The sequence below is a fragment of the Brevundimonas sp. AVps4 genome (genome assembly GCF_058681525.1).
Genome location: NZ_CM178741.1, coordinates 2,152,966 through 2,175,405, shown reverse-complemented (window position 1 = coordinate 2,175,405; position 22,440 = coordinate 2,152,966). Strand labels below are relative to the sequence as shown.

Here is a 22,440-nt window from a genome sequence, read left to right as displayed (position 1 = left end):
GCTCCTAACGACGATCCAAAACGCGGAAGGTGAAGGCGTGGTCGTCCTTCTCGCCCGCCGCATGGGTTTCGGAAGATACTTCAACCCAGGCTGTTTCGTCGAACGACGGAAAGACCGCATCTCCCTCGGGGGCCGCGTCGACCTCGGTGATATAGAGGCGGCGGGCGCGGGGCAGGGCGGCGGCGAACAGGGCCGTGCCGCCGATGATGCAGATTTCGTCCACGACGTCCTCCTCGGCGGTCTCGCGCGCGATCTCGATCGCTTCGTCCAGATTGGAGCAGACCACGGCGCCCTTGGCCATGCCGTCGGCGTCGTAGGACTCGTCCTTGGTCAGGACCAGGTTCAGCCGGCCGGGCAGGGGCTTCAGCGGCAGGCTCTCCCAGGTTTTGCGCCCCATCAGGCAGGGCTTTCCGATAGTGATCGCCTTGAATCTCTGCAGGTCCGAACGCAGCCGCCAGGGCAGGTCGCCGTCCCGGCCGATGACGCCGTTCCGGCCGCGGGCCACGACCAGGGCGATCCGAGCGGGCCCGGTCATGCCGCAGGCTCCAGCCACTTCAGCCATTTGCGTCGCATCGCGGTTTCAAGGTCGATCCCGGTGCCCGCGCAATAGATCAACAGCATGCCCAGAACATCGGCCGCCTCGTCGCCCAGGGCGTCGGCGTCGCCCGCGCCGCGCGCCCTACCGGACAGCCGCAGATGTTCAGCCGTCAGCTCTCCCAGCTCTTCCTGGAGCTTCAGCAAGGCCCAGTCCCGGTCGCGATCAATGCCGTGATTGGCGGCGTAGAGGTCGGAGATGCGCAGGACGTCGGCCTGCAGACTCTTGAAATTCATCAGACGGCCACTTCGGCCTTTATGTGCGGCCAGGCTTCATAGCCCTCAAGCATGAAGTCCGACAGTTCGAAGGCGAACAGATCGTCCTTCGGCGCGATCTTCATCACCGGCAGGGGCAGGGGTTCGCGCATGAGCTGGAGCTCGGCCTGGTCCAAATGGTTCAGATACAGGTGGGCGTCGCCGAAGGTGTGGACGAACTCGCCCGGCTCCAGCCCGACCACCTGGGCCAGCATCATCGTCAGCAGGGCGTAGGAGGCGATGTTGAAGGGCACGCCCAGGAAGACGTCGGCGCTGCGCTGATATAGCTGGCAGCTCAGTTTCCCATCCGCCACGAAGAACTGGAACAGGCAGTGGCAGGGCGGCAGGGCCATGTCGTCGACGTCCGCCGGGTTCCAGGCCGTGACGATATGGCGGCGGCTGTGGGGATTGGTCTTCAGGCCATGGACCAGTTTTTCGATCTGGTCGATGACGCGGCCGTCCGGCGCCGTCCAGGACCGCCACTGCTTGCCGTAGACCGGACCCAGTTCGCCCTCGGCGTCGGCCCATTCGTCCCAGATGCGGACGCCGTTCTCCTTAAGATAGGCGATGTTGGTGTCGCCGCGCAGGAACCACAGCAGTTCGACGATGATCGACCGCAGGTGCAGCTTCTTGGTGGTCAGGACGGGGAAGCCCTTGGACAGGTCGAACCGCATCTGGCGGCCGAAGACGCCCAGGGTGCCGGTGCCGGTGCGGTCGTCGCGGCGGACGCCCTTGTCCAGTATGTCGCGCAGCAGGTCCAGATACTGCCGCTCCGGATGGTCGGCCGGGGCCGTCCGGCTCTGAAGTTCTGAAGAGGCGACCTGAGCGTTCATGCCGCCAACTTGCCCCAGTCCGGGTGATTCGCCACGCGGTTCCGAACCGACGTCCACAGAAAACGGCCCGGGCCCCTCCGTCGCGGCGCTGCGCGCCGCGCCACCTCCCCCAGAGGGGGAGGATTTCGGTCATCGCATTCCTCCCTTTTGGGGAGGGGGACCGCGCGAAGCGTGGTGGAGGGGGAACCGCCCCGCCGCCGTTGCCCCTAACCGCGCGGGCGGGTAGAGCGTTCGGCTTCTCCCGCCCAACCGAAGTTTCAGACCATGCACGACATCAGAGCCATTCGCGAGAACCCCCAGGTTTATGTCGCGGGCTGGTCGTCGCGCGGGGTGGATCAGGCCGACGGGCTGGTGGCGGACATCCTGCGGCTGGACGCCGAACTGCGCCACGCCCAGACCACGGGCCAGGACGCCCTGGCCAAGCGCAACGCCGCCTCCAAGCTGATCGGCGCCGCCATGGGCAAGAAGGACATGGCCGAGGCCGACCGGCTGAAGGCCGAGGTCGAGGCGCTGAAGGGCGATATCGCGGCGGCGGCCGAGATCGAGGCGCGCGTGGGCAAGGAACTGCGCGACCTGCTGGCGGGGTTGAAGAACCTGGCGGCCGAGGATGTGCCGGACGGCGAGGACGAGGCGGGCAATGTCGAGATCTCGCGCTGGGGCGCGCCCCGCGAAGGCGGCCCGGCCAAGGATCACGCCGACCTGGGCGAGGCCCTGGGCATGCTGGACTTCGAGGCGGCGGCCAGGATGTCGGGCGCCCGGTTTGCGGTTCTGAAGGGGCAGCTGGCGCGGCTGGAACGGGCCGTGGGCCAGTTCATGCTGAACCTGCAGACGGACCAGCACGGCTATCTGGAAGTGAACCCGCCGCTGCTGGTGCGGGACGAGGCGCTATTTGGAACGGGGCAACTGCCGAAGTTCAAAGGCGACCTTTTCGGTGCCGCCTCTTTCTGGGATGCGTATGAGGAAGATCGCGTCCAACACGTGAAGGATCTCAAAGCCGCAGGGATTGATCCGCTTCGTGATAACGATGCCTTCAATAAAGCGCGTCTCACTCGCCAAAGAATATGGGTTGAGCGCTTTGAATCGGGCGAATTCCAAGCAACTCATTGGCTCATCCCCACCGCCGAAGTCTCCCTGACCAATCTCGTGCGCGAGACCATCCTGTCTGAGGACGACCTCGCCACGCCGATGCGGATGACGGCCCTGACGCCCTGCTTCCGCGCTGAGGCCGGGTCGGCGGGGCGGGATACGCGGGGGCTGATCCGCCAGCACCAATTCTCCAAGGTCGAGATGGTGTCGATCACGCGGCCGGAAGACTCCGAGACCGAGCACGAGCGGATGACGGCCTGCGCCGAGGCGGTGCTGAAGGCGCTGGAGCTGCCGTTCCGGCGGATGCTGCTGTGCAAGGGCGACGTGGGCTTCTCGGCGCAGAAGACCTTCGACCTGGAGGTCTGGCTGCCCAGCCAGGGGACCTATCGCGAGATCAGCAGCTGCTCGAACTGCGGCGACTTCCAGGCCCGGCGCATGGACGCCCGGTTCAAGCGGTCCGGCGAGAAGAAGACCGAGTTCGTCCATACGCTGAACGGGTCGGGGCTGGCGGTCGGTCGGACCCTGGTGGCGATCATGGAGAACTATCAGCAGGACGACGGGCGGATCGCGGTGCCGAAGGTGCTGCAGCCGTATATGGGCGGTCTGGAATTCGTGGGCTGATGCGTATCCTCCTGACAAACGACGACGGGATCGAGGCGGAAGGTCTTGAATCCCTTGAGCGGATCGCGCGCACCCTGAGCGACGACATCTGGGTGTGCGCCCCCGCCGTCGAACAGTCGGCCAAGGGGCGGGGGATCACCCTGACCGAGCCGCTGCGGGTGCATAAGCATGGCGAGCGGCGGTTCTCGGTGACGGGGACGCCGACCGACTGCGTCATCCTGGCGGTCAACGATCTGATGCCGGAGAAGCCGGACCTGGTGCTGTCCGGGGTGAACCGGGGGCACAATATCGGCGAGGACGTCAGCTATTCCGGCACGGTGGCGGGAGCCCTGCAAGGCATGGCCTTCGGCATCCGCTCCATCGCCCTGAGCCAGAGCCTGGAACGGTTCCACGACGAGGTGGTGGCTCACTGGGAGACGGCCGAGGCCTTCGCGCCGGCGATCATCAGCCGTCTGCTGGACCAGAAATGGGCGCCGGGCGTGGTGATGAACGTCAACTTCCCCAACCTGCCGCCCGAACGGGTCGAGCAGATCGAGGTGACGACGCAAGGGTTCCGCGACGTGGGCGAGATGCACGCGGTGCGACGCACCGACCTGCGCGGGCGCGACTACTACTGGATGAGCTTCCGCGGCGAGAAGCAGGAGCATGCCGAGGGCACCGACCTGAGGGCCATCGAGGCGGGACGGATCTCGGTCACGCCGCTGCACATCGACCTGACCCATATGGCCAGCGTCCATGACCTGAAGAAGGTGCTGGGCGGGGCGCCGCCAAAGGCGGTGAAGGCCGCATGAACCTGCACGACGACCGCGCCGGACGTCTGATCCTGTCGCTGCGCCAGCAGGGGGTGACGGACCCCCGGGTGCTGGGCGCGATGGAGAGCATCGACCGCGCGGTCTTCGTGCACGAGAAATTCCTGGATCAGGCCTGGGAAGACCAGGCCCTGCCCATCGACTGCGCCCAGACCATCAGCCAGCCCTATATCGTCGGCCTGATGACCCAGGCCCTGGACGTCCAGCCCCGCCACCGGGTGCTGGAGATCGGCACCGGCAGCGGATACCAGTGCGCGGTGCTGAGCCGGCTGGCGCGCTATGTCTATTCGGTGGAGCGGTATCGCAGTCTGCTGGTCGAGGCCGAGGCGCGTCTGCGCGCCCTGGAGATCGAGAACGTCATCACCCGTCACGGAGACGGCGGCCTGGGCTGGATCGAACAGGCGCCCTTCGACCGGATCATGGTGACGGCCGCATCGCCGGGCGAGCCGACCGAACTGTTGAAACAGCTGAAGCCAAACGGGGTTCTGGTGGCGCCGGTGGGCCGCACCTCGGTGCAGATCCTGCACCGCTATGTGGGGCAAGGTGACGGCTCGTTCCGGCGCGAAAGCCTGACGGAAGTGCGGTTCGTGCCCCTGGTCGAGGGGACGGCGAAGGAGGGGTGAGACCTTCCCCCGCTTGCGGGGGAAGTGTCAGGTCGTGGCGCGAAGCGACACGCCTAACGATGGGGGAAGTCATGCTTCTTGAAAGAAAACTTCCCTCTCCGACCCTGGTCCGCTGCGCGGACGCCGGGCCACCTCTCCCGCAAGCGGGAGAGGGTCTGGACGGCCGTTAACCTTCCCGCCCCACTTTGGCGATGATTGCGGGCTTGGCTTGGACGGCGCGAGCGGGCAAACCGGGCGGGCGGATTTAACCACGTAAGGAGCGGCCGGTGGCGGTGATGTCGGGCGGAATGAGAACGGTTGTGATTTTGGCGGCGTCGCTGAGCGCGGCGGCCTGTATGACCTATCCGTCCGAGCCGCAGTATTCGACGCGCCCTGTTCCTGTCGGAGGCGCCCAGCCGCAGGCCCAGCAAGGCCCCTATGGCCAGCCGGCCCAGCCGCAGAACCCCGCCCAGCCGTATCAGCAGCCGCCGGTGACGGCGCCGGTCGGCTCGATCGACGGCGGGGCCCTGCCGCCGCCGGTTTCGGTCACGCCGGCCCAGCCGACCTATCCGGCGACGCCCGCCCCATCTTCGCCGCCCGCCGTGGTGACGCCGGGCGCGGCCTATGTGATCCAGCCGGGCGACACCATCTCGGGCGTCGGCCGGCGGTTCCAGACGCCGGTTCAAACCCTGATCGACCTGAACGGCTTGGGGCCGCGCGGCGCGATCACCAGCGGTCAAAGAATCATTCTGCCCGATTCCGCCGTGGACACAGGACGCGATCCCTACGCCACGGGGCCGTCGCCGGCCGGTGTGCTGGTGCCGAACTCGGGGGTGGTTCCGCCGCCCCCGCCGCCGCCCTCGGGCAATCCGGCCCTGCCGGCCCAGACGCGGCCGGTCCAGACGCGGCCGGTCGAGAGCGCGCCCGGTCCGGCGACGACGCCCGTCGCAGGCGGAACCATCGCCCTGCAATGGCCGGTGCGGGGCGACATCCTGAGACGGTTCGGCCCGGTCGGCATGGGCGAGCGCAACAACGGGATCAATATCGGCGCCTCGGCCGGCGCCTCCGTCGTGGCGGCGGCCGGCGGGCGCGTGGCCTATGTGGGCGACGATCTGGTGGGCCAGGGCCTGACGGTGCTGATCGTGCACAACGGCGGCTGGCGCACGGTTTACGGCCATCTGGGCTCGGCCACGGTCAAGGACGGCGACGACGTGCGCGCGGGTCAGCAGATCGGCACCGTGGGTTTGACCGCCGGGGACGGCCGCCCGTCGATCCATTTCGAGACCCGCCAGATGCGCGGCGACGATCCCGTGGCGGTCGATCCCCTGAGCGTATTGCCGCGCTGATCGTTCGTTACGTTGCAATCCGCGAAGCGCGGCCCTAGGTTCCGCGCCTCGTTTTAATGGGGGCGCCGACGAGGGCCGCCCCGCCTTGTGTTCGGAGAGACCCCATGGGCGCCCCAGCTGACGGCGGCATGATGGCCGTGATCATGCAGTTCCTGCCGATCGTCGCCATCTTCATCCTGTTCTACTTCCTGCTGATCCGTCCGCAGCAGAAGCGCGCCAAGGAACATGCGGCCGCCATCGCCGCCGTGAAGCGCGGCGACACGGTGGTCCTGTCCAGCGGCGCCATCGGCAAGGTGACCCGCGTCGAAGAGGCCGAGGTCAATGTCGAGATCGCGCCCAGCGTCAATATCCGCGTCGTCAAGGCGATGATCGCCGAGGTGCGCAACCGCACCGCCGTCGCCGCCAACGACTCCAAGGCCTGAGACCCGAAGCGTATCGCTGAACCTGGACTGTCCTCATGATTCAGCTGTCGCGCTGGAAAATCATTCTCGTCGTCGCCTCGGCGATCATCGGCTGCCTGCTGGCCTATCCCAACCTGCTGAGCCCGGCTCAGCGGGAGGCGCTGCCCGGCTGGCTGCCGAAGAACGCCCTGAACCTGGGGCTGGACCTGCAGGGCGGCTCCTATCTGCTGCTCGAGGTGGACGTGCCGGCGATGCGCGAGAAGCGCGTCACCAATCTGATCGAGGACGTGCGGGTGACCCTGAACGGGGAGGGCATCGCCACCAACGGCCTCCAGCGCGAGGCGGGCGGCGTCGTGGTCGCTTTGGCGGACCCGGCGAAACAGACCGCCGCCTTTGAAGCCCTGCGCCGCCTCGCCGGCGCGCCGGGACCGTCCGGCCAGGTCGAACGGACGGCCAGCCGCGTCGGTTCGGACCGGGTCCGATTCGCCTATACGGACGCGGCCCTGGCCGGCATGGGATCGACGGCGGTCGATCAGTCCATCGAAGTCGTCCGTCGCCGCATCGACAGCCTGGGTACGCGCGAACCCTCGATCACCCGCCAGGGCGCCGACCGGATCGTGGTCCAGGCGCCGGGCGAGAGCGATCCGCGCAAGCTGGAGGAGGTCATCGGCCAGACGGCCCAGCTGACCTTTCAGATGGTGGATACCGAAAACTCGGTGACCGAGGCCCAGGCGGGGCGTGTGCCGCCGGACGCCGAACTGCTGACCGATGAACAGGGCACGCCCTATCTGGTCAAGAAGCGGGTTCTGGTCTCGGGTGAGAACCTCACACGGGCCTCTGTCGATGCCGATCAGAGCGGCCGCCCCGCCATCGGCTTCCGCTTCGACGGCGCCGGCGCCCGCCGGTTCGGCGAGGCGACCTCGGCCAATATCGGCAAACCCTTCGCCATCATCCTGGACGGCAAAGTCATTTCCGCGCCGCGCATCAACAGCGCCATCACCAACGGTTCGGGCATCATCGAGGGTCAGTTCACGATCCAGGAAGCCGCGACCATGGTGAACCTGCTGAATGGGGGCGCCCTGCCGGCGCCGCTGAACGTCGAGGAGCGCCGGACCGTGACCGCCGAACTGGGCGCCGACGCGGTGGCTGCAGGCGCCCTGTCGACCGCCGTCGGTTTCGTCATCATCGTGGTCTTCATGATCCTGGCCTACGGCTTCCTGTTCGGAGGCGTGTCGGTGCTGGGTCTGATCCTGAACGGGGTGCTGATCGTGGCGGCCATGTCGCTGACCCAGGCGACCCTGACCCTGCCGGGCATCGCCGGTCTGATCTTGACCTTCGCCGTGGCCGTGGACGCCAATGTGCTGATCTATGAGCGGATGCGCGACGAGGCCCGGACGGGCCGCAGCGTGATCGCCAGCATGGACGCCGGCTTCTCCAAGGCCTGGGGCACGATCCTGGACGCCAACATCACCACCCTGGTGGCGGCGGCGATCATGTTCGTCTTCGGCGCCGGCCCGGTGCGCGGCTTCGCCTGGACGCTGAGCATCGGCGTCTTCACCTCGGTGTTCTCGTCGGTTCTGGTGGCCCAGGTGCTGCTGGCCTACTGGCTCAAGACCGCCAAGCCCAAAAAACTGCCGATCGCGGAGTAATGGCGATGCGTGGATGGCCCCTCATCAAACTGCTGCCGCAGAAGACGAATTTTCATTTCGTCAAATACGCCCGCTACGCCGCCGTCCTGTCGGTGGTGCTGTGCATCGCCTCGATCGTGGGCTGTTTCGTGCCCGGCCTGAACATGGGCATCGACTTCCGCGGCGGCGCCTCGATGGAGGTCTCCAAGCCCGCCGGCCAGACCATCGAACTGGACCGGGTGCGTGAGGCGGTGAACGGTCTGAACCTAGGCGACGTCCAGGTGCAGGGCATCGCCCGGCGCGACACCAATGTCGATGACGGCTCGACCGCCATCCTGCGCTTCCAGGTGCCGGAAGGCCGCGATCAGACCCAGGTGGTGAACCAGGTCGAGCGCGCCATCAGCGGCACGGTCGGCGAGGTGCAGTATTCGGGCGTCAGCGTGGTCGGGTCCAAGGTGTCCGGCGAACTGTTCACCTCGGGCCTGTTGGCCCTGGCCGTCGCTATCGGCCTGATGTTCCTCTACATCTGGTTCCGGTTCGAGCCGCAATTCGGCTTCGGCGCCGTGATCGGCCTGCTGCACGACGTGGTCCTGACCTTCGGCCTGATCGTGGTCTTCCGGCTGGAGTTCAGCCTGAACATGGTCGCCGCCATCCTGACCGTCATCGGCTATTCGATGAACGACACCGTGGTGGTGTTCGACCGGCTTCGCGAGAACCTGCGCAAGTACAAGACCATGCCGTTGGGCGAGGTGATCGACCTGTCGCTGAACGAGACCCTGTCGCGGACCATCATCACCGGCGTGACCGCCGTCATGGTGCTGGCGGCCCTGGCCCTGTTCGGCGGCGAAGCCCTGTTCGGCTTCTCGATCGCCCTGATGTTCGGCATCATCGTCGGCACCTATTCGTCCATCTATGTCGGCGCGCCGATCATCCTGCTCTGGGGCGTCAAGCGCGGCGCCCTGAACGAGGAGGCCAAGCCGGTCAAGCTGGGCATGGCCAGCCGGCCCTGATCAAGACGACCTCGGTCTGCGGGGAGCCTTGAATAGGCGACGAGGGCGTTTAGGGTGAGCGACCTGTGATCGTTCTCAAGAACGGCGCGCCCTGGGGAGGGATCATCGCATGACCAATGCGGAGCTGAGCGTCGCCTTTTTCCTGCAGATGGCGGTGATCATCGCCGCCTGCCGGGTGGTGGGATGGGCGGCCAAGCGCTGGTTGGGCCAGCCGCAGGTCGTCGGCGAAATGATCGCAGGCGTGATCCTGGGGCCGTCCCTTTTCGGACTTCTGGCTCCCGACTTGCAGGCCGCCCTGTTTCCGAAGGAGTCGCGGTCCATCCTGTTCGTCGGCGCCCAACTGGGCGTCGGTCTCTACATGTTCCTGGTCGGGCTGGGTTTTCGCCGGGATCATTTCCGCGCCCATGCGACCAGCGCGGCGGCCGTGTCGCTGGCCGGTATGGCGGCGCCGTTTCTGGTCGCGGTCGCTATCGCGCCCTGGCTTCTGAGTCTTGGCCTGTTCGGCAAAGGAATCGTGACCTGGCAGGCCATGCTGTTTATGGGCGCGGCCATTTCGATCACCGCCTTTCCCATGTTGGCCCGCATCATTCACGAACGCGGCCTGAGCGGATCGAGGCTGGGATCGCTGTCTCTGGCCGCCGGCGCCATCGATGACGCCGGGGCGTGGTGCGTATTGGCGATCGTCCTGGCCAGCTTCGGCGCCGGCCCGATGGTGGCGGTGGTGGCGATCGCCGGAGGCGGCGCCTTCGCCCTTTTCATGATGACCTTGGGGCCCCGGCTTCTGGCGCCCCTAGGCCGGATCGCAGAGCGGGAGGGGCGCGTCGGACCGAGCGTATTGGGCGTCGTCCTGATCCTGTTCATGCTCAGCGCCTGGGCGATGGACGCCGTCGGCATCCATGCGGTCTTCGGCGGTTTCATCCTGGGGGTCGCCATGCCGCGCGGCCTTTTGACGGCGGAGATCAAACGTCAGCTGGAGCCTTTCGCCGTTCTGGTTCTGCTGCCGATGTTCTTCACCTTTTCGGGGCTCAATACGCAGCTGACGATGGTGGACAATATCGGTTTGGCCGCCGTCACCCTGGTGATCCTGGCCGGCTCCGTCCTGGCCAAGGGGGGCGCCTGCTGGGCGGCCGCCCGGCTGACGGGCCAGGACAACGCCACGGCCATGGGGATCGGCGCCCTGATGAACGCGCGCGGGCTGATGGAGCTGATCATCATCAATATCGGACTTCAGCGCGGCGTCATCGGCCCGGCCCTGTTCTCCATCCTGGTCCTGATGGCCATCATCACGACCCTTATGGCGTCGCCGCTGTTCGAATGGTTGTATGGCGATAAGGCGCGGGAGCGAGGGGAGCTGGGGGCGTTGGATGTACAAGAAGGGGATGTGGCGCCACAGGCTTAACCTGCGGCCTGGGCGAAGCGTCCGGCGATCCGGGGCGTTTCTGATTCTGCTTCTATCGTCGGGGGTCCAGAGACCGGTTCTGGCTCAGACCCACGTGGGTAAGGACGCTTATCAGGGACTGCCCTGGTCGGTCGCCGCGCCGCAGGGCGCGTCCTGGACCTTGGTCTGCCGGTTTCGACCGGTCACGGTCTGGGTCAATCGCTATGAACGGGACCGTTGGCTGAACGCCATGACGCAGGAAGGGCGAGGCGGCCGCCATGGACGCCTGCCCGGCGACAACGGCCGCTGCACCCTGACCAAGACGGGCGGCGAGGGATCGGTCGGGATCGCCCTGGTGAAGAACGGTGTGGCGACGGCGGCGGGCACACGCGATCCAGCGACGCCGGCGAAGGTGACCGTGCTTTAGAGACGGATTGAGTGACGTATGGGCGGGCGGAGGCCGAGGCCCCCGCCCGAAAGCGTCAGCGCAGCGAGGCGGCGAAGCGCTGGATGCGGGTGCAGGCCTCTTCCAGCACGGCGTCGGAGGTGGCGTAGCTGATGCGGAAATAGGGCGACAGGCCGAAGGCCTCGCCCTGGACCACGGCGACGCCCTCGGCGTTCAGCAGCTCGGCGGCGAAGGTCGAGTCGCCGTCGATGACCACGCCCGATTCCGTAGTCTTGCCGATCAGGGCGGCGATGGAGGGATAGACGTAGAAGGCGCCTTCCGGCACAGCACAGGTGATCCCCGTCGCCTGGTTCAGCATCGAGACGACCAGGTCGCGGCGCTTCTCGAAGGCGATCTTGCGCTCGGGGATGAAGTCCTGGGTTCCGTTCAGGGCCTCGACCGCGGCCCACTGGCTGATGCTGGTGGGGTTGGAGGTGGTCTGGCTGGCCACCTTGCGCATCAGGTCGATCAGCGGCTTGGGGCCGCCGGCGTAGCCGATGCGCCAGCCGGTCATTGCATAGGCCTTGGACACGCCGTTGACGGTCAGGGTGCGGTCGATCAGGTCGGGGGCGACCTGGGCGATGGTGGTGTATTCGAAGTCGCCATAGACGAGGTGCTCGTACATGTCGTCGGTCAGCACCCAGACGTGGGGGTGACGACGCAGGACCTCGGCCAGGGCCAGCAACTCCGCCTGGGTGTAGGCGGCGCCGGTCGGGTTGGAGGGGCTGTTCAGGATCAGCCACTTGGTCTTGGGCGTGACGGCGGCCTCCAGCACCTGGGGGCGCAGCTTGAAGCCGTCCTTCTCCTCGCCGACCACGGTCACGGGCTCGCCCCCGGCGAGCAGGACCATGTCGGGATAGGAGACCCAGTAGGGAGCAGGCACGATGACCTCGTCGCCGGGGTTCAGGGTCGCGACCAGGGCGTTGAAGATGACCGGCTTGCCGCCCGGGGCGACGTGGATCTGCGACACGTCGTAGGTCAGGCCGTTCTCGCGGGCGAACTTGGCCACGATGGCCTTCTTCAGTTCGGGCATGCCGTCGGCGTCGGTATATTTGGTCTCGCCGCGGTTAATGGCGTCGATGGCGGCCTGTTTGATATTCTCCGGCGTGTCGAAGTCCGGCTCGCCGGCCCCTAGACCGATCACGTCGCGGCCTTCTGCTTTAAGCTTCCGGGCCTGGGCGGTCACGGCGATGGTGGCCGAAGGCTTGACACGGGCGAGGGCGGAAGATTGCAGGCTGGACATGGGAATCCCATCGGTCTTGGAAGGTTGTTGCCGGGGAGGCGAGGTTCCTTACGCGCGCAGGCCCGCCGGGACAATCCGCCCAGGCTCGCTAATGTACAGCCGGGGTGATAAGCGGCGCGTCTGATGCGTTGGATCCTCGATTTCCTGTCCAATATGGAGGCGCGGCGCTGGCGCGCCGTGCTGGCGACTATTGTCGTCCTGGGCGCGATGACGGCTCTGTTTGCTGTGGGTAAGAGCCAGCTGGGGCTGGACGCCGAGGCGCGGCTGGAGGCTTGGCTGGGCGGGTTCCGGCACGGACCGTGGGGCCTGCCTGCGGCCGTGATCGTGTTCACGGTCGCAGCCTTCTTCGGCGCGCCTCAGTTCATTCTGATCGCCGCCTGCGTGGTGGCCTTTGGGCCCTGGTTCGGGTTTCTGTACAGCTGGATCGCCACGGTCGCCTCGGCCGCCGTCACCTATTGGATGGGGCGCGGGCCGACCGCGCGGGTGCTGGAGCGGCACGGCGGAAAGACGGTCGGGCGGTTGACCCGGTTCGTGGGGCAGAACGCCTTCTACGCCAGCTTCATGATCCGCAACGTGCCCTCGGCGCCCTTCATCGTGGTCAACATGGCCTTTGGCGCGGCGCGGGCGTCCTTTCCCGGCTTCCTGGCCGGATGCGCCCTGGGGGTTTTGCCCAAGACGGCGCTTGTGGCCTTTTTCGGCGGCTCCTTCATGACGGCCGTCAGCGGCGACGGGGTTTGGACCTCGGCCATCCTGGCGGGCGTGGCCCTGGCCTGGTTGGGTCTAATGCTGGGGGTCCGGGAGTGGGTGAGGCGTCGCGAAAAGGCGCGTGGGGACTGACGTCGCGGCAAGCGCCGGCAGGATGTTTCACAGGGAGTCCTTCCCCCTCATGACGCTATCGTGAACGGCCCGGAGCGCCAAGCTTACACAGGCCTGGGGGTGAACTCGCGTCCGGTACGCGAAGGGGGTTGTATTCCCTGTTTCATACGGGCACACGGGCCAGCGGTAGGCGTGGCGAAGACGATCAGGAAGCTGTCCGGCAAGGGGATGTCAGGACGGCGGGGCGTCGCCAGGTCGACTGCGAAACTGACGCCCTCGGTCAAAGAACAACGGTATCGATTCCCATGAGCTTTTCCCTTTTCGGCGCGATCTCCAACGACATCGCGATGGACCTGGGCACCGCCAACACCCTGATTTACATGAAGGGCAAGGGCATCGTCCTGAACGAGCCGTCCGTGGTGGCCCTGCGCAACGTCGGCGGACGCAAGATCGTTCACGCCGTGGGCATTGAGGCCAAGCAGATGCTGGGCCGAACGCCCGGCCACATGGAAGCCATCCGCCCGATGCGCGACGGGGTCATCGCCGACTTCGAAGTCGCCGAAGAGATGATCAAACACTTCATCCGCAAGGTGCATAACCGCAAGGGCTTCGTGAACCCGAAGATCATCGTCTGCGTGCCGTCCGGCGCCACGGCGGTCGAGCGTCGCGCGATCAATGATTCTTGCCTGAACGCCTCGGCGCGCCGCGTAGGCCTGATCGACGAGCCGATGGCCGCCGCGATCGGCGCCGGCCTGCCCATCCACGAGCCGACCGGCTCCATGGTCGTCGATATCGGCGGCGGCACCACCGAGGTGGCCGTGCTGTCTCTGTCGGGCATCGTCTATTCGCGTTCGGTCCGCGTCGGCGGCGACAAGATGGACGACAGCATCATCAGCTATATGCGTCGCAACCATAATCTGCTGATCGGCGAAACGACCGCCGAGCGGATCAAGAAGGACATCGGCACCGCCCGCATCCCGGCCGACGGCGAAGGCCTGTCGATCGAGGTCAAGGGCCGCGACCTGATGCAGGGCGTGCCGCGCGAGGTCCGTATCTCGGAACGCCAGGCCGCCGAAGCCCTGGCCGAGCCGGTGACCCAGATCATCGAGGCCGTGAAGGTCGCGCTGGAAGCCACCCCGCCGGAATTGGCCGCCGACATCGCCGACAAGGGCATCATGCTGACGGGCGGCGGCGCCCTGCTGCGCGGCCTGGATGTCGAGATTCGCGACCACACCGGCCTGCCGGTCTCGGTGGCCGACGACCCGCTGTCCTGCGTCGCCATCGGCTGCGGCCGCGTGCTGGAGCATCCGCGCTGGATGAAGGGCGTGCTCGACTCGGCGCTCTGATTTTTTCGATCGCGGCTGGGCGAAAGTCCGGCCGCAAATCCTTTTCAGCCCTGCGTGATCGACGGTTCCATTCCGGCCCTGATTTTGCGATAGGCAGGCAGAACGACAGGGATCGCCTGTCGATTCCAACCCCTTTTGTGGAAGGTCGCCCGTGGCGTTTCGCGACGGTCCCTTTGAAAACCTGAAGGTGCCGCTGGTCTGGACCGCCGCGGTTGTCGTCGTCGTGTCGATCGTGGCCGCCGGCCTCCTGTTGGTGAGCGATCGCAAGGCCGTCGACGGCGGTTCCAGCTATGGCGCCGTGCGCGGAGCGGCTGATACGGTGACTGGACCTGTCAGCGGGATCTTGGCCGCGCCGGTGCGCTGGGTCGGCGCCGTCACCGACTATGTCGGGGGCTATTTCTTCGCGGTGTCGGAAAATCGGAAACTCAAGGCGGAATTGGCGGAACTCCAACCGTGGCGCGACCAGGCCATCGCCCTGAAGAACGTCAACGCGCGCTATGAAGCCTTGCTGGGGCTGCGGACTGAGCCGCCCGTTCCGATGATCACGGCGCGCGCCATCTCCGACGCGCGCGGACCCTTTAATCGGGCCAAGCTTCTGGACGTGGGCACGCGCCGCGGCGTGCGGATCGGCAATCCGGTGATCAATGAACACGGCCTCGTCGGTCGCGTGACGGGCGCGACCGGAGGCGTGAGCCGCATGGTGCTCCTGACCGATGTGGCGTCTCGGACGCCCGTCCTGGTGGATCGCACCGATGCGCGGGCGCTTCTCACCGGCGACGGCAGCGACAACCCGCGTCTGGAGTTTGTTCGCGGAGCCGGCTCGGTGCAGCCGGGTGATCGCATTCTGAGTTCTGGGGACGGTGGGGGACTGCCGCGCGGCATACCGATCGGCGTCGCCGCCAAGGGCATTGACGGCAGCTGGCGCGTCAAACTGTTCAGCGATCGTGGCGCTGTCGATTATGTGCGTGTGCTGTTGTTCCAGGACTTCGGCCAACTGGTCGATCCCAACGCCCTGAATGCGCCGCCCCTGGCGGGTCTGGGGACGGCGCCCGAGCCCAGCCTCGAACAGGCGGCTGCGATTGCGGACGTTGCCGCACGCCGGCAAGCGGCCGCACGCGCCCAGGCCGAACGCACGCGGCAGGCCCAGGCCTCGCAGGCCGCAACCGCCGGGCCGTCGGTTCAGCGCGGTCCGGCTCCGCGCGCCGCTCCGGATCAGTCCACGCCTGAGACTCCGCCGGGCGGACCCTCGCCTGCGCCGGGAGGCGCCGCGTGAGACGGCCGGTTGCGGTCCGCGTCGTCGGGCCTTTGCAATGGATCCTCTATCCGGCCCTCGTGGCGGCCGCGGCGACCATCGTCCTTGCCACCCCCGCCCAGCTTTTCGGCCTGACCTTGCCGGAGCCGGTCGTGCCCATGGTTCTGGCCTTCGCCTGGCCCTTGATCCGTCCGTCGATGACGGCGCCGGCTGTGCTGTTCGCCCTGGGCCTGTTCCTTGACCTGTTTTGGAACGGCCCGCTCGGCATGTGGGCCCTGTGTCTGATGGGGGTCTATGGCGTCCTGCTTCTGTCGCGCAATCTTTTGGCCGGACACGAAGGGCTGATCCGGTTCGCCTGGTATGTGGCCTGCACCCTGGGGGCGTTTCTGTTCGCCTATGTCATCGTGACGGTGCGGGCGGGCAATCCGCCGGCCATTCTGTCGCTGATCGGCCAGATCGTGCCGACCCTCCTGCTTTATCCGGTCGCTGACTGGATGCTTGAGCGGTTCGACGATGGAGACATTCGCTTCCGATGAGCGGCGAACCTTCCATTTTTTTCGCCGACGTCAATGAACGACAGGGCTCGTTCCTGCGGCGCACCTTCGTGTTCGGCGGCCTGGCGACCCTCGGCGTGGCGGCGCTTGTAGGACGGCTGGCCCAGCTCCAGGTCGTGCAGGCGCAGGAGTATGCGACGCTCTCGTCGCAGAACCAGTTCAACTTCCGCATGGTTCCGCCGCCTCGGGGCCTGATCAAGGATCGCAACGGCGTCGTCATCGCCGGCAACCGCCCCAGTTTCCGAGTGCTGGTGGTGCGCGACGAAACCAAGGACCTGGACCAGACCCTTGACCTGCTGGGTCGGCTGCTTCCCGACACCCTGGAACGCCGCCGCGCCATCATCCGCGACGTCAACGCCTCGTCCAAGTTCAACCCGGTTCCGGTCAAGAGCGACCTGACCTGGGAGGAGTTCGCCAAGGTCAATCTGTACGCCAACGAGCTGCCGGGCGTCATGGCCGATATGAACGACGCCCGCTACTATCCTTTCGGCGGCTCTTTCGCCCATGTGGTCGGCTATGTGGCCAAGGTGTCCGATCGGGACGTCAAGGCCATCCGCGACAGGGGGGAGGAGGTTCCGCCCCTGCTGTTCAACCCCAGTTTCCGCATCGGCCGGCAAGGGGTGGAGAAGGCGCTGGACGAGGCCCTGCGCGGCGAGCCCGGCGGTAATCGCGTCGAGGTGGACGCGCGGGGTCGGGTGGTGGCCGAGGATGTGGGCGGCTCCCGCCCGGCGGTTCCCGGGCAGGAAGTGGTTCTGACCCTCGACGCCGACATTCAGAACCGGGCGCTGGAGGTGTTCGGCGAGGAGTCCGGGGCCTGCGTCGTGATGGACGTCCGCAACGGCGACATCCTGGCGATGACCTCCGCCCCCTCGTTCGATCCCAACCTGTTTGTGGGGGGCGTGCGTTCCAGCATCTATCGCGCCTTGGCCGACTATGAACGTCGCCCGCTGCTGGACAAGGCTCTAACGGGGACGTTCGCGCCCGGCTCGACCTTCAAGCCGGTCGTCGGGCTGACGGCGTTGAAACGGGGCGGCGACCCGAACCGACGGATCGTCTGCAACGGGGCCTACTATCTGGGGCGGCGGTTCGCCTGCCTGGGGCGACACGGTTCGCAGGACATGCGTTCGGCGATCAAGAACTCCTGCAACGTCTATTTCATGACCCTGGCGGTCGAGGTCGGGCCGGACGCCATCGCCGAGACGGCGCGCGAAATGGGATTCGGCCAGACCTACGACATCGGCATCTCCGGCCAGAAGCCGGGCCTGGTGCCTGACCGAGAATGGCGGCGGAAGAATCCCGTGCGGGGCGACGGCAAATGGTATCCGGGCGAAACGCCGAGCTACGGCATCGGTCAAGGCGCCTTGACGGTCAACGCCCTGCAATTGGCCGTCTATGCTTCGCGACTGGCCAATGGCCGAAAGGCCGTGACACCGCGGCTGATCAAGTCGATCGGGGGAGTGGAGCAGGGGGGCGACCGCAGCTTCGCCGACCTGCCCTATGATCCGGCCTTCGTGCAGGTGATGCGGGAAGGGATGGAGGCGGTGACCGACGTCGGCGGGACCGGCTTCAGGAACAGCCAACTGGGCCTCGGCGACATCCGCATGGCGGGCAAGACCGGGACGGCGCAGGCGCAGAACTACGGCGCCGGGTCGCGCAAGGGCGCGGGCCGGCCCTGGGCCCAGAAGGACCACAACCTGTTCATCGCCTTCGCGCCGGCGGACAATCCCCGCTACGCCGTGTCGGTGATTGTGCAACACGGCGGCATGGGCGGCGGTACAGCCGGCGCGCCGCGCGCGCGGGAGGTGATGAAGGTCGCCTTGCTGAAGGATCCGGAGATGCGCGCGCGAATGGAACGCCCGCCGGCGCCCGAGCCGACAGAGACGACGGACCTGACCCAGCCTTCGACCGTCGAGCCGGCGGCGCCGACGCCGGAGGCGGTTGATCCGCTTCCCCCATCGACGGAGCCGCGCTTATGACCGCTTCCGCCCTGTCTCGTCCCGGCGAGCGCGAGCGCGTTTCGACCAAGATCAGCCAGCTCGACTGGCGGCTTCTGCTGCTCATCTGCGCCGTAGGCGGCGCGGGCGCAATGATGCTCTATTCGGTGGGGGGCGGCTCGTGGTCACCCTGGGCGGCTAAACACCTGATCCGGTTCGGCGTCTGCCTGGTGCTGATGCTGGGGCTGTCGATGATCAACATTCGCTACTGGTTCGCCCTGGCCTATCCCATCTATGGCGTGGCCCTGTTCCTACTGGCTCTCGTCGAGACGCCGTTGGGCTACACCGCGCTCGGCGCCACGCGCTGGCTTGACCTGGGCGTGACCCGCATACAGCCCTCGGAAATCATGAAGATCGGCGTGGTTCTGGCCCTGGCGCGTTGGTACCACGGGGCCTCGGCCAAGGAGGCGAGCTTTCACTGGAAGCTGATCATTCCCGTCGCCATCATCGGCATGCCCTTCCTGCTGGTGGCGCACCAGCCGGATCTGGGCTCGGCCATGCTGATCGGCCTAACCGGCGCGGCCATCATGTTCATGGCCGGTCTGAACTGGAAGATCATCGCCGCCGTCGCCGCCGTCGCCACGGTCGCCGTCCCGCCCTATGTGATGTTCGGCATGCACGACTATCAGCGCCACCGGGTGCTGACCTTCCTGAACCCTGAGGCGGACATGGCCGACAAGGGGTATCAGATCGTCCAATCCAAGATCGCGATGGGCTCGGGCGGGCTTCTTGGCAAGGGCTACGGCCTGGGCAGCCAGAGCCAGCTGGAGTTTCTGCCCGAGCGGCACACCGACTTCATCTTCGCCGCCTTCGCCGAGGAGTTCGGCTTCGTCGGCGCCTTCTTCCTGCTCGGCGCCTATGCGGCCATCATATTGATCTCTTTGCGAATAGCGTCCCTGTCCCACAGTCATTTCGGCCGTTTGGCGGCGTCCGGCGTGATCGCCACCTTCGCCATGTATGTGCTGATCAACGGCGCCATGGTTATGGGGCTTGCGCCGGTCGTGGGCGTGCCCATGCCGCTGTTGTCCAACGGCGGCACCGTGATGCTGACCGTCATGATCGGCTTCGGCCTCGTCATGGCGACGCGGGTGCATCGATACGCCGAACTGCCGAAGGGCCATGGGCTGATCTGAGGCCGATTGAAAAGCGCGCCTCGGCAGGCCGTCCGCCTAGACCTCGCACGTTTGATTACAGCGCCGCAGATTCAGCGTGCGCCGTAGGCAGACTAGACTACTAAGGTAACCGGTGTCTTTTTTGTCCTCAGCCCTGTAACAGGAGGAACAGAAACGACTCGTCGCGTCCGACCGGCGGGAACTGAGGGAAGGATTTCATGACCCAGCCGCTCCGACTACATCCCGACCGCCTGTTTCCGGCCGATGCGGGAACCCGCGCAGTCGCGCGGCGGCTGTACGACGCTGTCAAAGATCTGCCGATCATCAGTCCGCACGGGCATACAGACCCCAGCTGGTTCGCCCTGAACCAAGCCTTCGCCAACCCGGCTGAGCTGCTGATTACGCCCGACCATTACGTCTTTCGAATGCTGTATTCGCAGGGGATGGCGATGGAGGATCTGGGCGTGCCGCGCGTCGACGGCGGGCCTGTGGAGACGGATCCCAGGAAAATCTGGCGCCGGTTCGCCGAGAACTATCACCTGTTTCGCGGCACGCCTTCGCGCCTCTGGCATGACTGGGTCTATGCCGAGGTGTTCGGCCTAGATGTGCGTCTGTCGGGCGAGACGGCGGACCACTATTACGATGTCATCGACGCCGCCCTCAAAACCGACGGTTTCCGGCCACGCGCCCTGTTCGAACGCTACAATATCGAGGTTCTGACCACCACCGAGAGCCCGCTGGACACCCTGGATCACCACAAGACCATCGCGTCGTCAGGCTGGAAAGGCAGGGTGCTGACCGCATTTCGACCCGACCCGGTCCTGGATCCGGACTATGAGGGTTTCCGCGACAATCTGCACAGCCTGGCCGATCTTACCGGTCGCGACGTCATGAGCTGGGACGGCTATCTTCAAGCCCTCCGCGACCGTCGCGCCTTCTTCATCGAAAGGGGCGCGACCTCGACCGACCACGGCCATCCGACCGCCTTTACGGCGGATCTGCCGAGAGGAGAGGCCGAGGCTCTGTTCCGTCGCGTATCCACGGCGTCTGCGACAGCTGCGGACGCCGAGCTGTTTCGCGGCCAGATGCTGACCGAAATGGCCGCCATGTCGGTCGAGGACGGCCTGGTGATGCAACTGCATCCCGGCAGTTTCCGCAATCATTCGGCGACGGTGTTCGATCGCTTTGGACGCGACAAGGGATGCGACATTCCCACCCCGACCGATTACGTCAGGGCCTTGAAGCCGCTGCTGGATCGCTTTGGAGCGGACAGGCGCCTGTCCTTGATCGTCTTCACCCTCGACGAGACCAGCTACAGCCGCGAACTGGCTCCGCTGGCCGGTCATTATCCGGCGTTGAAACTGGGCCCCAGTTGGTGGTTCCACGACAGCCCAGAGGGCATGCGCCGCTTCCGCGAACAGGTCACCGAGACCGCCGGCTTTTACAACACGGTCGGGTTCAATGACGACACCCGCGCCTTCCTGTCGATCCCGGCCCGTCACGATGTGGCGCGCCGCATGGACTGCGGCTTCCTGGCCCGGCTTGTGGTGGAGCATAGGATCGAGGAGGACGAGGCGCACGAGGTCGCCCACGCCCTGACCTATGGTCTGGTCAAGGCGGCCTACAAGCTGTGAGCGGTCCGACGTCCCGGCTGAACTCAGAGGCCTTGTCGCGACTGCCTTTGGACGTCGCTCAGCCCAAATATGACCGAGCGGAGGTGAAGACCGGCGTGGTGCATCTGGGGGTGGGAGCCTTCCACCGCGCCCATCAGGCGGTTGTCTTCGACGACGCCCTGGCCGGCGGCGACCTGCGTTGGGGGGTTCTCGGGGCCTCGCTGCGGTCACCGGGCGTCAGAGACCAACTGAATCCCCAAGAGGGACTGTACACCCTGGTGGTGCGTGACGGGGCGCGTGAGGATCTTCGCGTCATTGGCGCGGGCTGCGGCGTCCTGGTCGGCCCAGAAGACCCCGCCGCCCTGGTGGCCGCCATGGCGAGGGCTGAGGTTCACATCGTCACCTTGACCGTCACCGAAAAGGGTTACCGTATCGACCCCGCAAGCGGCGATCTGATTTTCAATGATCCGGACGTGGCCGCGGATTTGACCGATCTGGAGGCGCCGCGCACGGCCCCCGGATTCCTTGTTGCGGCGTTGAAGGCGCGCAAGGCTGCGGGCCTCAAACCCTTCACCGTCATCAGCTGCGACAATCTTCCGCAGAACGGGCAAAGAATCAGGGCGGCCGTGCTGGCGATGGCGGGCCGTATCGACCCTGACTTGGCCGACTGGATCAGGCGTCATGGCGCCTTCCCGCAGACCATGATCGACCGGATCGTTCCTGCGACCACCCCCGACGACGTGGCGCGACTGACCGGCCGGCTCGGCGTCGAGGATCAAGGCATGGTCAAGACGGAGCCCTTCACCCAGTGGGTGATCGAAAACCATTTCGCCGGCGAGCGACCGGACTTTCCAGGCCTGGGCGTTCAGTTGGCGGAGTCCGTCGAGCCTTGGGAGAACGCCAAGCTGAGACTTCTGAACGGCGCTCACTCCGCCTTGTCCTACCTGGGGGCCCTGGCCGGCTTCGAACATGTGCATGAGGTGGTGGGCGTGCCGTCTTTCCGCACCTATGTCGAAGCCCTGTGGGACGAGGTCGAGACGACGTTGGAGCCGCCGCCCGGTTTGGTGATCGCCGACTATCGGAACGCCCTGATGGCGCGCTTCTGCAACGCCGCCCTGATGCATCGCACACGCCAGATCGCCATCGACGGTTCTCAGAAGCTGCCGCAGCGACTGTTGGCGACGGCCGCAGATCGTTTGGCGGCAGGGCTCGGGATCAAGGCGACGGCGCTGGGCGTAGCGGCCTGGATGAGGTGGCAATCGGGTTTGACGGAAGGGGGAGAGCGCTTCGAGGTCGATGATCCGCTGGCCGCCGAAACGGCCCGGCGTCTGGCTGAGGCTGACAATGAAGCCGACCAGGTGCTGAGTCTTCTGAGGCTTGCGGCCGTTTTTCCGCAGCGCCTGGCGGCGGACGACCGCTTCGCCCTGGCGGTTACGGACGCCTATCTGTCGCTGTGTCGCAAAGGAGCGGTCGAGGCGGCGCGGGAGGCGGCGGTCTAGATC

The 22,440-nt window shown here is 66.5% G+C and carries 21 protein-coding genes; 17 read left to right on the top strand and 4 right to left on the bottom strand.

Going from position 1 to position 22,440, the window contains the following annotated elements; genetic code table 11:
- Positions 1–4: 4 nt before the first annotated feature.
- Genes ACW178_RS10710 through ACW178_RS10700 form a run of 3 tightly spaced genes read right to left on the bottom strand, consistent with a single transcriptional unit; the run spans position 5 to position 1,682 of the window.
- Positions 5–535, bottom strand: a complete 531-nt coding sequence (locus ACW178_RS10710) for a dihydrofolate reductase (protein WP_182713050.1) — start codon at positions 533–535, stop codon at positions 5–7.
- A complete protein-coding gene (locus ACW178_RS10705) occupies positions 532–831 on the bottom strand; it encodes a phosphoribosyl-ATP pyrophosphohydrolase (protein ID WP_492024545.1) in 300 nt (99 codons plus the stop codon). The genes ACW178_RS10710 and ACW178_RS10705 overlap by 4 nt, the downstream gene beginning before the upstream one ends.
- A complete protein-coding gene (locus ACW178_RS10700) occupies positions 831–1,682 on the bottom strand; it encodes a thymidylate synthase (protein WP_287103934.1) in 852 nt (283 codons plus the stop codon). The genes ACW178_RS10705 and ACW178_RS10700 overlap by 1 nt, the downstream gene beginning before the upstream one ends.
- A gap of 264 nt (positions 1,683–1,946) precedes the next feature.
- On the opposite strand from ACW178_RS10700, the gene serS reads away from it, so the two are divergent.
- From serS to ACW178_RS10655, 9 genes are all read left to right on the top strand, one after another.
- Positions 1,947–3,389, top strand: coding sequence for a serine--tRNA ligase (gene serS, locus ACW178_RS10695; RefSeq protein WP_287103932.1), 1,443 nt, complete (start codon positions 1,947–1,949; stop codon positions 3,387–3,389).
- Positions 3,389–4,180, top strand: coding sequence for a 5'/3'-nucleotidase SurE (surE, locus tag ACW178_RS10690; RefSeq protein WP_054765862.1), 792 nt, complete (start codon positions 3,389–3,391; stop codon positions 4,178–4,180). Before serS ends, surE begins: the two co-directional genes overlap by 1 nt.
- Entirely contained in the window at positions 4,177–4,821 is a 645-nt protein-coding gene (locus ACW178_RS10685) for a protein-L-isoaspartate(D-aspartate) O-methyltransferase (RefSeq protein WP_054765861.1), read from the top strand. The genes surE and ACW178_RS10685 overlap by 4 nt, the downstream gene beginning before the upstream one ends.
- 335 nt (positions 4,822–5,156) lie before the next feature.
- Positions 5,157–6,146 (top strand): peptidoglycan DD-metalloendopeptidase family protein, encoded by a 990-nt coding sequence (locus ACW178_RS10680; RefSeq protein ID WP_492024544.1) that lies wholly within the window; start codon positions 5,157–5,159, stop codon positions 6,144–6,146.
- 104 nt (positions 6,147–6,250) lie between these two features.
- Positions 6,251–6,568 carry a preprotein translocase subunit YajC gene (gene yajC / locus ACW178_RS10675; protein WP_054765860.1) on the top strand — a complete coding sequence of 106 codons (318 nt, stop codon included), beginning with the start codon at positions 6,251–6,253 and terminating at the stop codon, positions 6,566–6,568.
- A 35-nt stretch (positions 6,569–6,603) separates the two neighbouring features.
- Positions 6,604–8,196, top strand: coding sequence for a protein translocase subunit SecD (gene secD, locus ACW178_RS10670; RefSeq protein ID WP_191554014.1), 1,593 nt, complete (start codon positions 6,604–6,606; stop codon positions 8,194–8,196).
- Positions 8,196–9,185, top strand: a complete 990-nt coding sequence (gene secF / locus ACW178_RS10665) for a protein translocase subunit SecF (protein WP_191554013.1) — start codon at positions 8,196–8,198, stop codon at positions 9,183–9,185. The genes secD and secF overlap by 1 nt, the downstream gene beginning before the upstream one ends.
- 109 nt (positions 9,186–9,294) lie before the next feature.
- Positions 9,295–10,584, top strand: coding sequence for a cation:proton antiporter (locus tag ACW178_RS10660; RefSeq protein WP_492024543.1), 1,290 nt, complete (start codon positions 9,295–9,297; stop codon positions 10,582–10,584).
- Between the two features lie 94 nt (positions 10,585–10,678).
- Positions 10,679–10,990, top strand: coding sequence for a hypothetical protein (locus tag ACW178_RS10655; RefSeq protein ID WP_287104067.1), 312 nt, complete (start codon positions 10,679–10,681; stop codon positions 10,988–10,990).
- A gap of 55 nt (positions 10,991–11,045) precedes the next feature.
- Here the strand turns inward: ACW178_RS10655 and ACW178_RS10650 are convergent, their stop codons facing one another.
- Complete coding sequence (locus ACW178_RS10650) at positions 11,046–12,251, bottom strand: pyridoxal phosphate-dependent aminotransferase (protein WP_191554011.1); 1,206 nt, start codon at positions 12,249–12,251, stop codon at positions 11,046–11,048.
- 123 nt (positions 12,252–12,374) lie between these two features.
- Between ACW178_RS10650 and ACW178_RS10645 the strand changes: the two genes are divergently transcribed.
- From ACW178_RS10645 to ACW178_RS10610, 8 genes are all read left to right on the top strand, one after another.
- On the top strand, positions 12,375–13,088 hold the full coding sequence (locus ACW178_RS10645; protein WP_152950322.1) for a TVP38/TMEM64 family protein: 714 nt from the start codon (positions 12,375–12,377) through the stop codon (positions 13,086–13,088).
- A 284-nt stretch (positions 13,089–13,372) separates the two neighbouring features.
- Entirely contained in the window at positions 13,373–14,413 is a 1,041-nt protein-coding gene (locus ACW178_RS10640) for a rod shape-determining protein (RefSeq protein WP_054765854.1), read from the top strand.
- Between the two features lie 151 nt (positions 14,414–14,564).
- Complete coding sequence (gene mreC / locus ACW178_RS10635; RefSeq protein ID WP_054765853.1) at positions 14,565–15,686, top strand: rod shape-determining protein MreC; 1,122 nt, start codon at positions 14,565–14,567, stop codon at positions 15,684–15,686.
- Positions 15,683–16,201 carry a hypothetical protein gene (locus ACW178_RS10630; protein WP_287104064.1) on the top strand — a complete coding sequence of 173 codons (519 nt, stop codon included), beginning with the start codon at positions 15,683–15,685 and terminating at the stop codon, positions 16,199–16,201. The genes mreC and ACW178_RS10630 overlap by 4 nt, the downstream gene beginning before the upstream one ends.
- Positions 16,198–18,195 (top strand): penicillin-binding protein 2, encoded by a 1,998-nt coding sequence (mrdA, locus tag ACW178_RS10625; RefSeq protein ID WP_492024542.1) that lies wholly within the window; start codon positions 16,198–16,200, stop codon positions 18,193–18,195. The genes ACW178_RS10630 and mrdA overlap by 4 nt, the downstream gene beginning before the upstream one ends.
- A complete protein-coding gene (rodA, locus tag ACW178_RS10620) occupies positions 18,192–19,346 on the top strand; it encodes a rod shape-determining protein RodA (protein WP_182714300.1) in 1,155 nt (384 codons plus the stop codon). Before mrdA ends, rodA begins: the two co-directional genes overlap by 4 nt.
- A gap of 197 nt (positions 19,347–19,543) precedes the next feature.
- A complete protein-coding gene (uxaC, locus tag ACW178_RS10615; protein ID WP_287103939.1) occupies positions 19,544–20,959 on the top strand; it encodes a glucuronate isomerase in 1,416 nt (471 codons plus the stop codon).
- Between the two features lie 32 nt (positions 20,960–20,991).
- Positions 20,992–22,437, top strand: a complete 1,446-nt coding sequence (locus ACW178_RS10610) for a mannitol dehydrogenase family protein (RefSeq protein WP_492024541.1) — start codon at positions 20,992–20,994, stop codon at positions 22,435–22,437.
- Positions 22,438–22,440: the final 3 nt, after the last annotated feature.

What these genes read in the sequence shown, in the direction of transcription:
- ACW178_RS10710 (WP_182713050.1), bottom strand. Translation starts at nt 535, where the DNA reads ATGACCGGGCCCGCTCGGATCGCCCTGGTCGTGGCCCGCGGCCGGAAC.
- ACW178_RS10705 (WP_492024545.1), bottom strand. Translation starts at nt 831, where the DNA reads ATGAATTTCAAGAGTCTGCAGGCCGACGTCCTGCGCATCTCCGACCTC.
- ACW178_RS10700 (WP_287103934.1), bottom strand. Translation starts at nt 1,682, where the DNA reads ATGAACGCTCAGGTCGCCTCTTCAGAACTTCAGAGCCGGACGGCCCCG.
- serS (WP_287103932.1), top strand. Translation starts at nt 1,947, where the DNA reads ATGCACGACATCAGAGCCATTCGCGAGAACCCCCAGGTTTATGTCGCG.
- surE (WP_054765862.1), top strand. Translation starts at nt 3,389, where the DNA reads ATGCGTATCCTCCTGACAAACGACGACGGGATCGAGGCGGAAGGTCTT.
- ACW178_RS10685 (WP_054765861.1), top strand. Translation starts at nt 4,177, where the DNA reads ATGAACCTGCACGACGACCGCGCCGGACGTCTGATCCTGTCGCTGCGC.
- ACW178_RS10680 (WP_492024544.1), top strand. Translation starts at nt 5,157, where the DNA reads ATGACCTATCCGTCCGAGCCGCAGTATTCGACGCGCCCTGTTCCTGTC.
- yajC (WP_054765860.1), top strand. Translation starts at nt 6,251, where the DNA reads ATGGGCGCCCCAGCTGACGGCGGCATGATGGCCGTGATCATGCAGTTC.
- secD (WP_191554014.1), top strand. Translation starts at nt 6,604, where the DNA reads ATGATTCAGCTGTCGCGCTGGAAAATCATTCTCGTCGTCGCCTCGGCG.
- secF (WP_191554013.1), top strand. Translation starts at nt 8,196, where the DNA reads ATGGCGATGCGTGGATGGCCCCTCATCAAACTGCTGCCGCAGAAGACG.
- ACW178_RS10660 (WP_492024543.1), top strand. Translation starts at nt 9,295, where the DNA reads ATGACCAATGCGGAGCTGAGCGTCGCCTTTTTCCTGCAGATGGCGGTG.
- ACW178_RS10650 (WP_191554011.1), bottom strand. Translation starts at nt 12,251, where the DNA reads ATGTCCAGCCTGCAATCTTCCGCCCTCGCCCGTGTCAAGCCTTCGGCC.
- ACW178_RS10645 (WP_152950322.1), top strand. Translation starts at nt 12,375, where the DNA reads ATGCGTTGGATCCTCGATTTCCTGTCCAATATGGAGGCGCGGCGCTGG.
- ACW178_RS10640 (WP_054765854.1), top strand. Translation starts at nt 13,373, where the DNA reads ATGAGCTTTTCCCTTTTCGGCGCGATCTCCAACGACATCGCGATGGAC.
- mrdA (WP_492024542.1), top strand. Translation starts at nt 16,198, where the DNA reads ATGAGCGGCGAACCTTCCATTTTTTTCGCCGACGTCAATGAACGACAG.
- rodA (WP_182714300.1), top strand. Translation starts at nt 18,192, where the DNA reads ATGACCGCTTCCGCCCTGTCTCGTCCCGGCGAGCGCGAGCGCGTTTCG.
- uxaC (WP_287103939.1), top strand. Translation starts at nt 19,544, where the DNA reads ATGACCCAGCCGCTCCGACTACATCCCGACCGCCTGTTTCCGGCCGAT.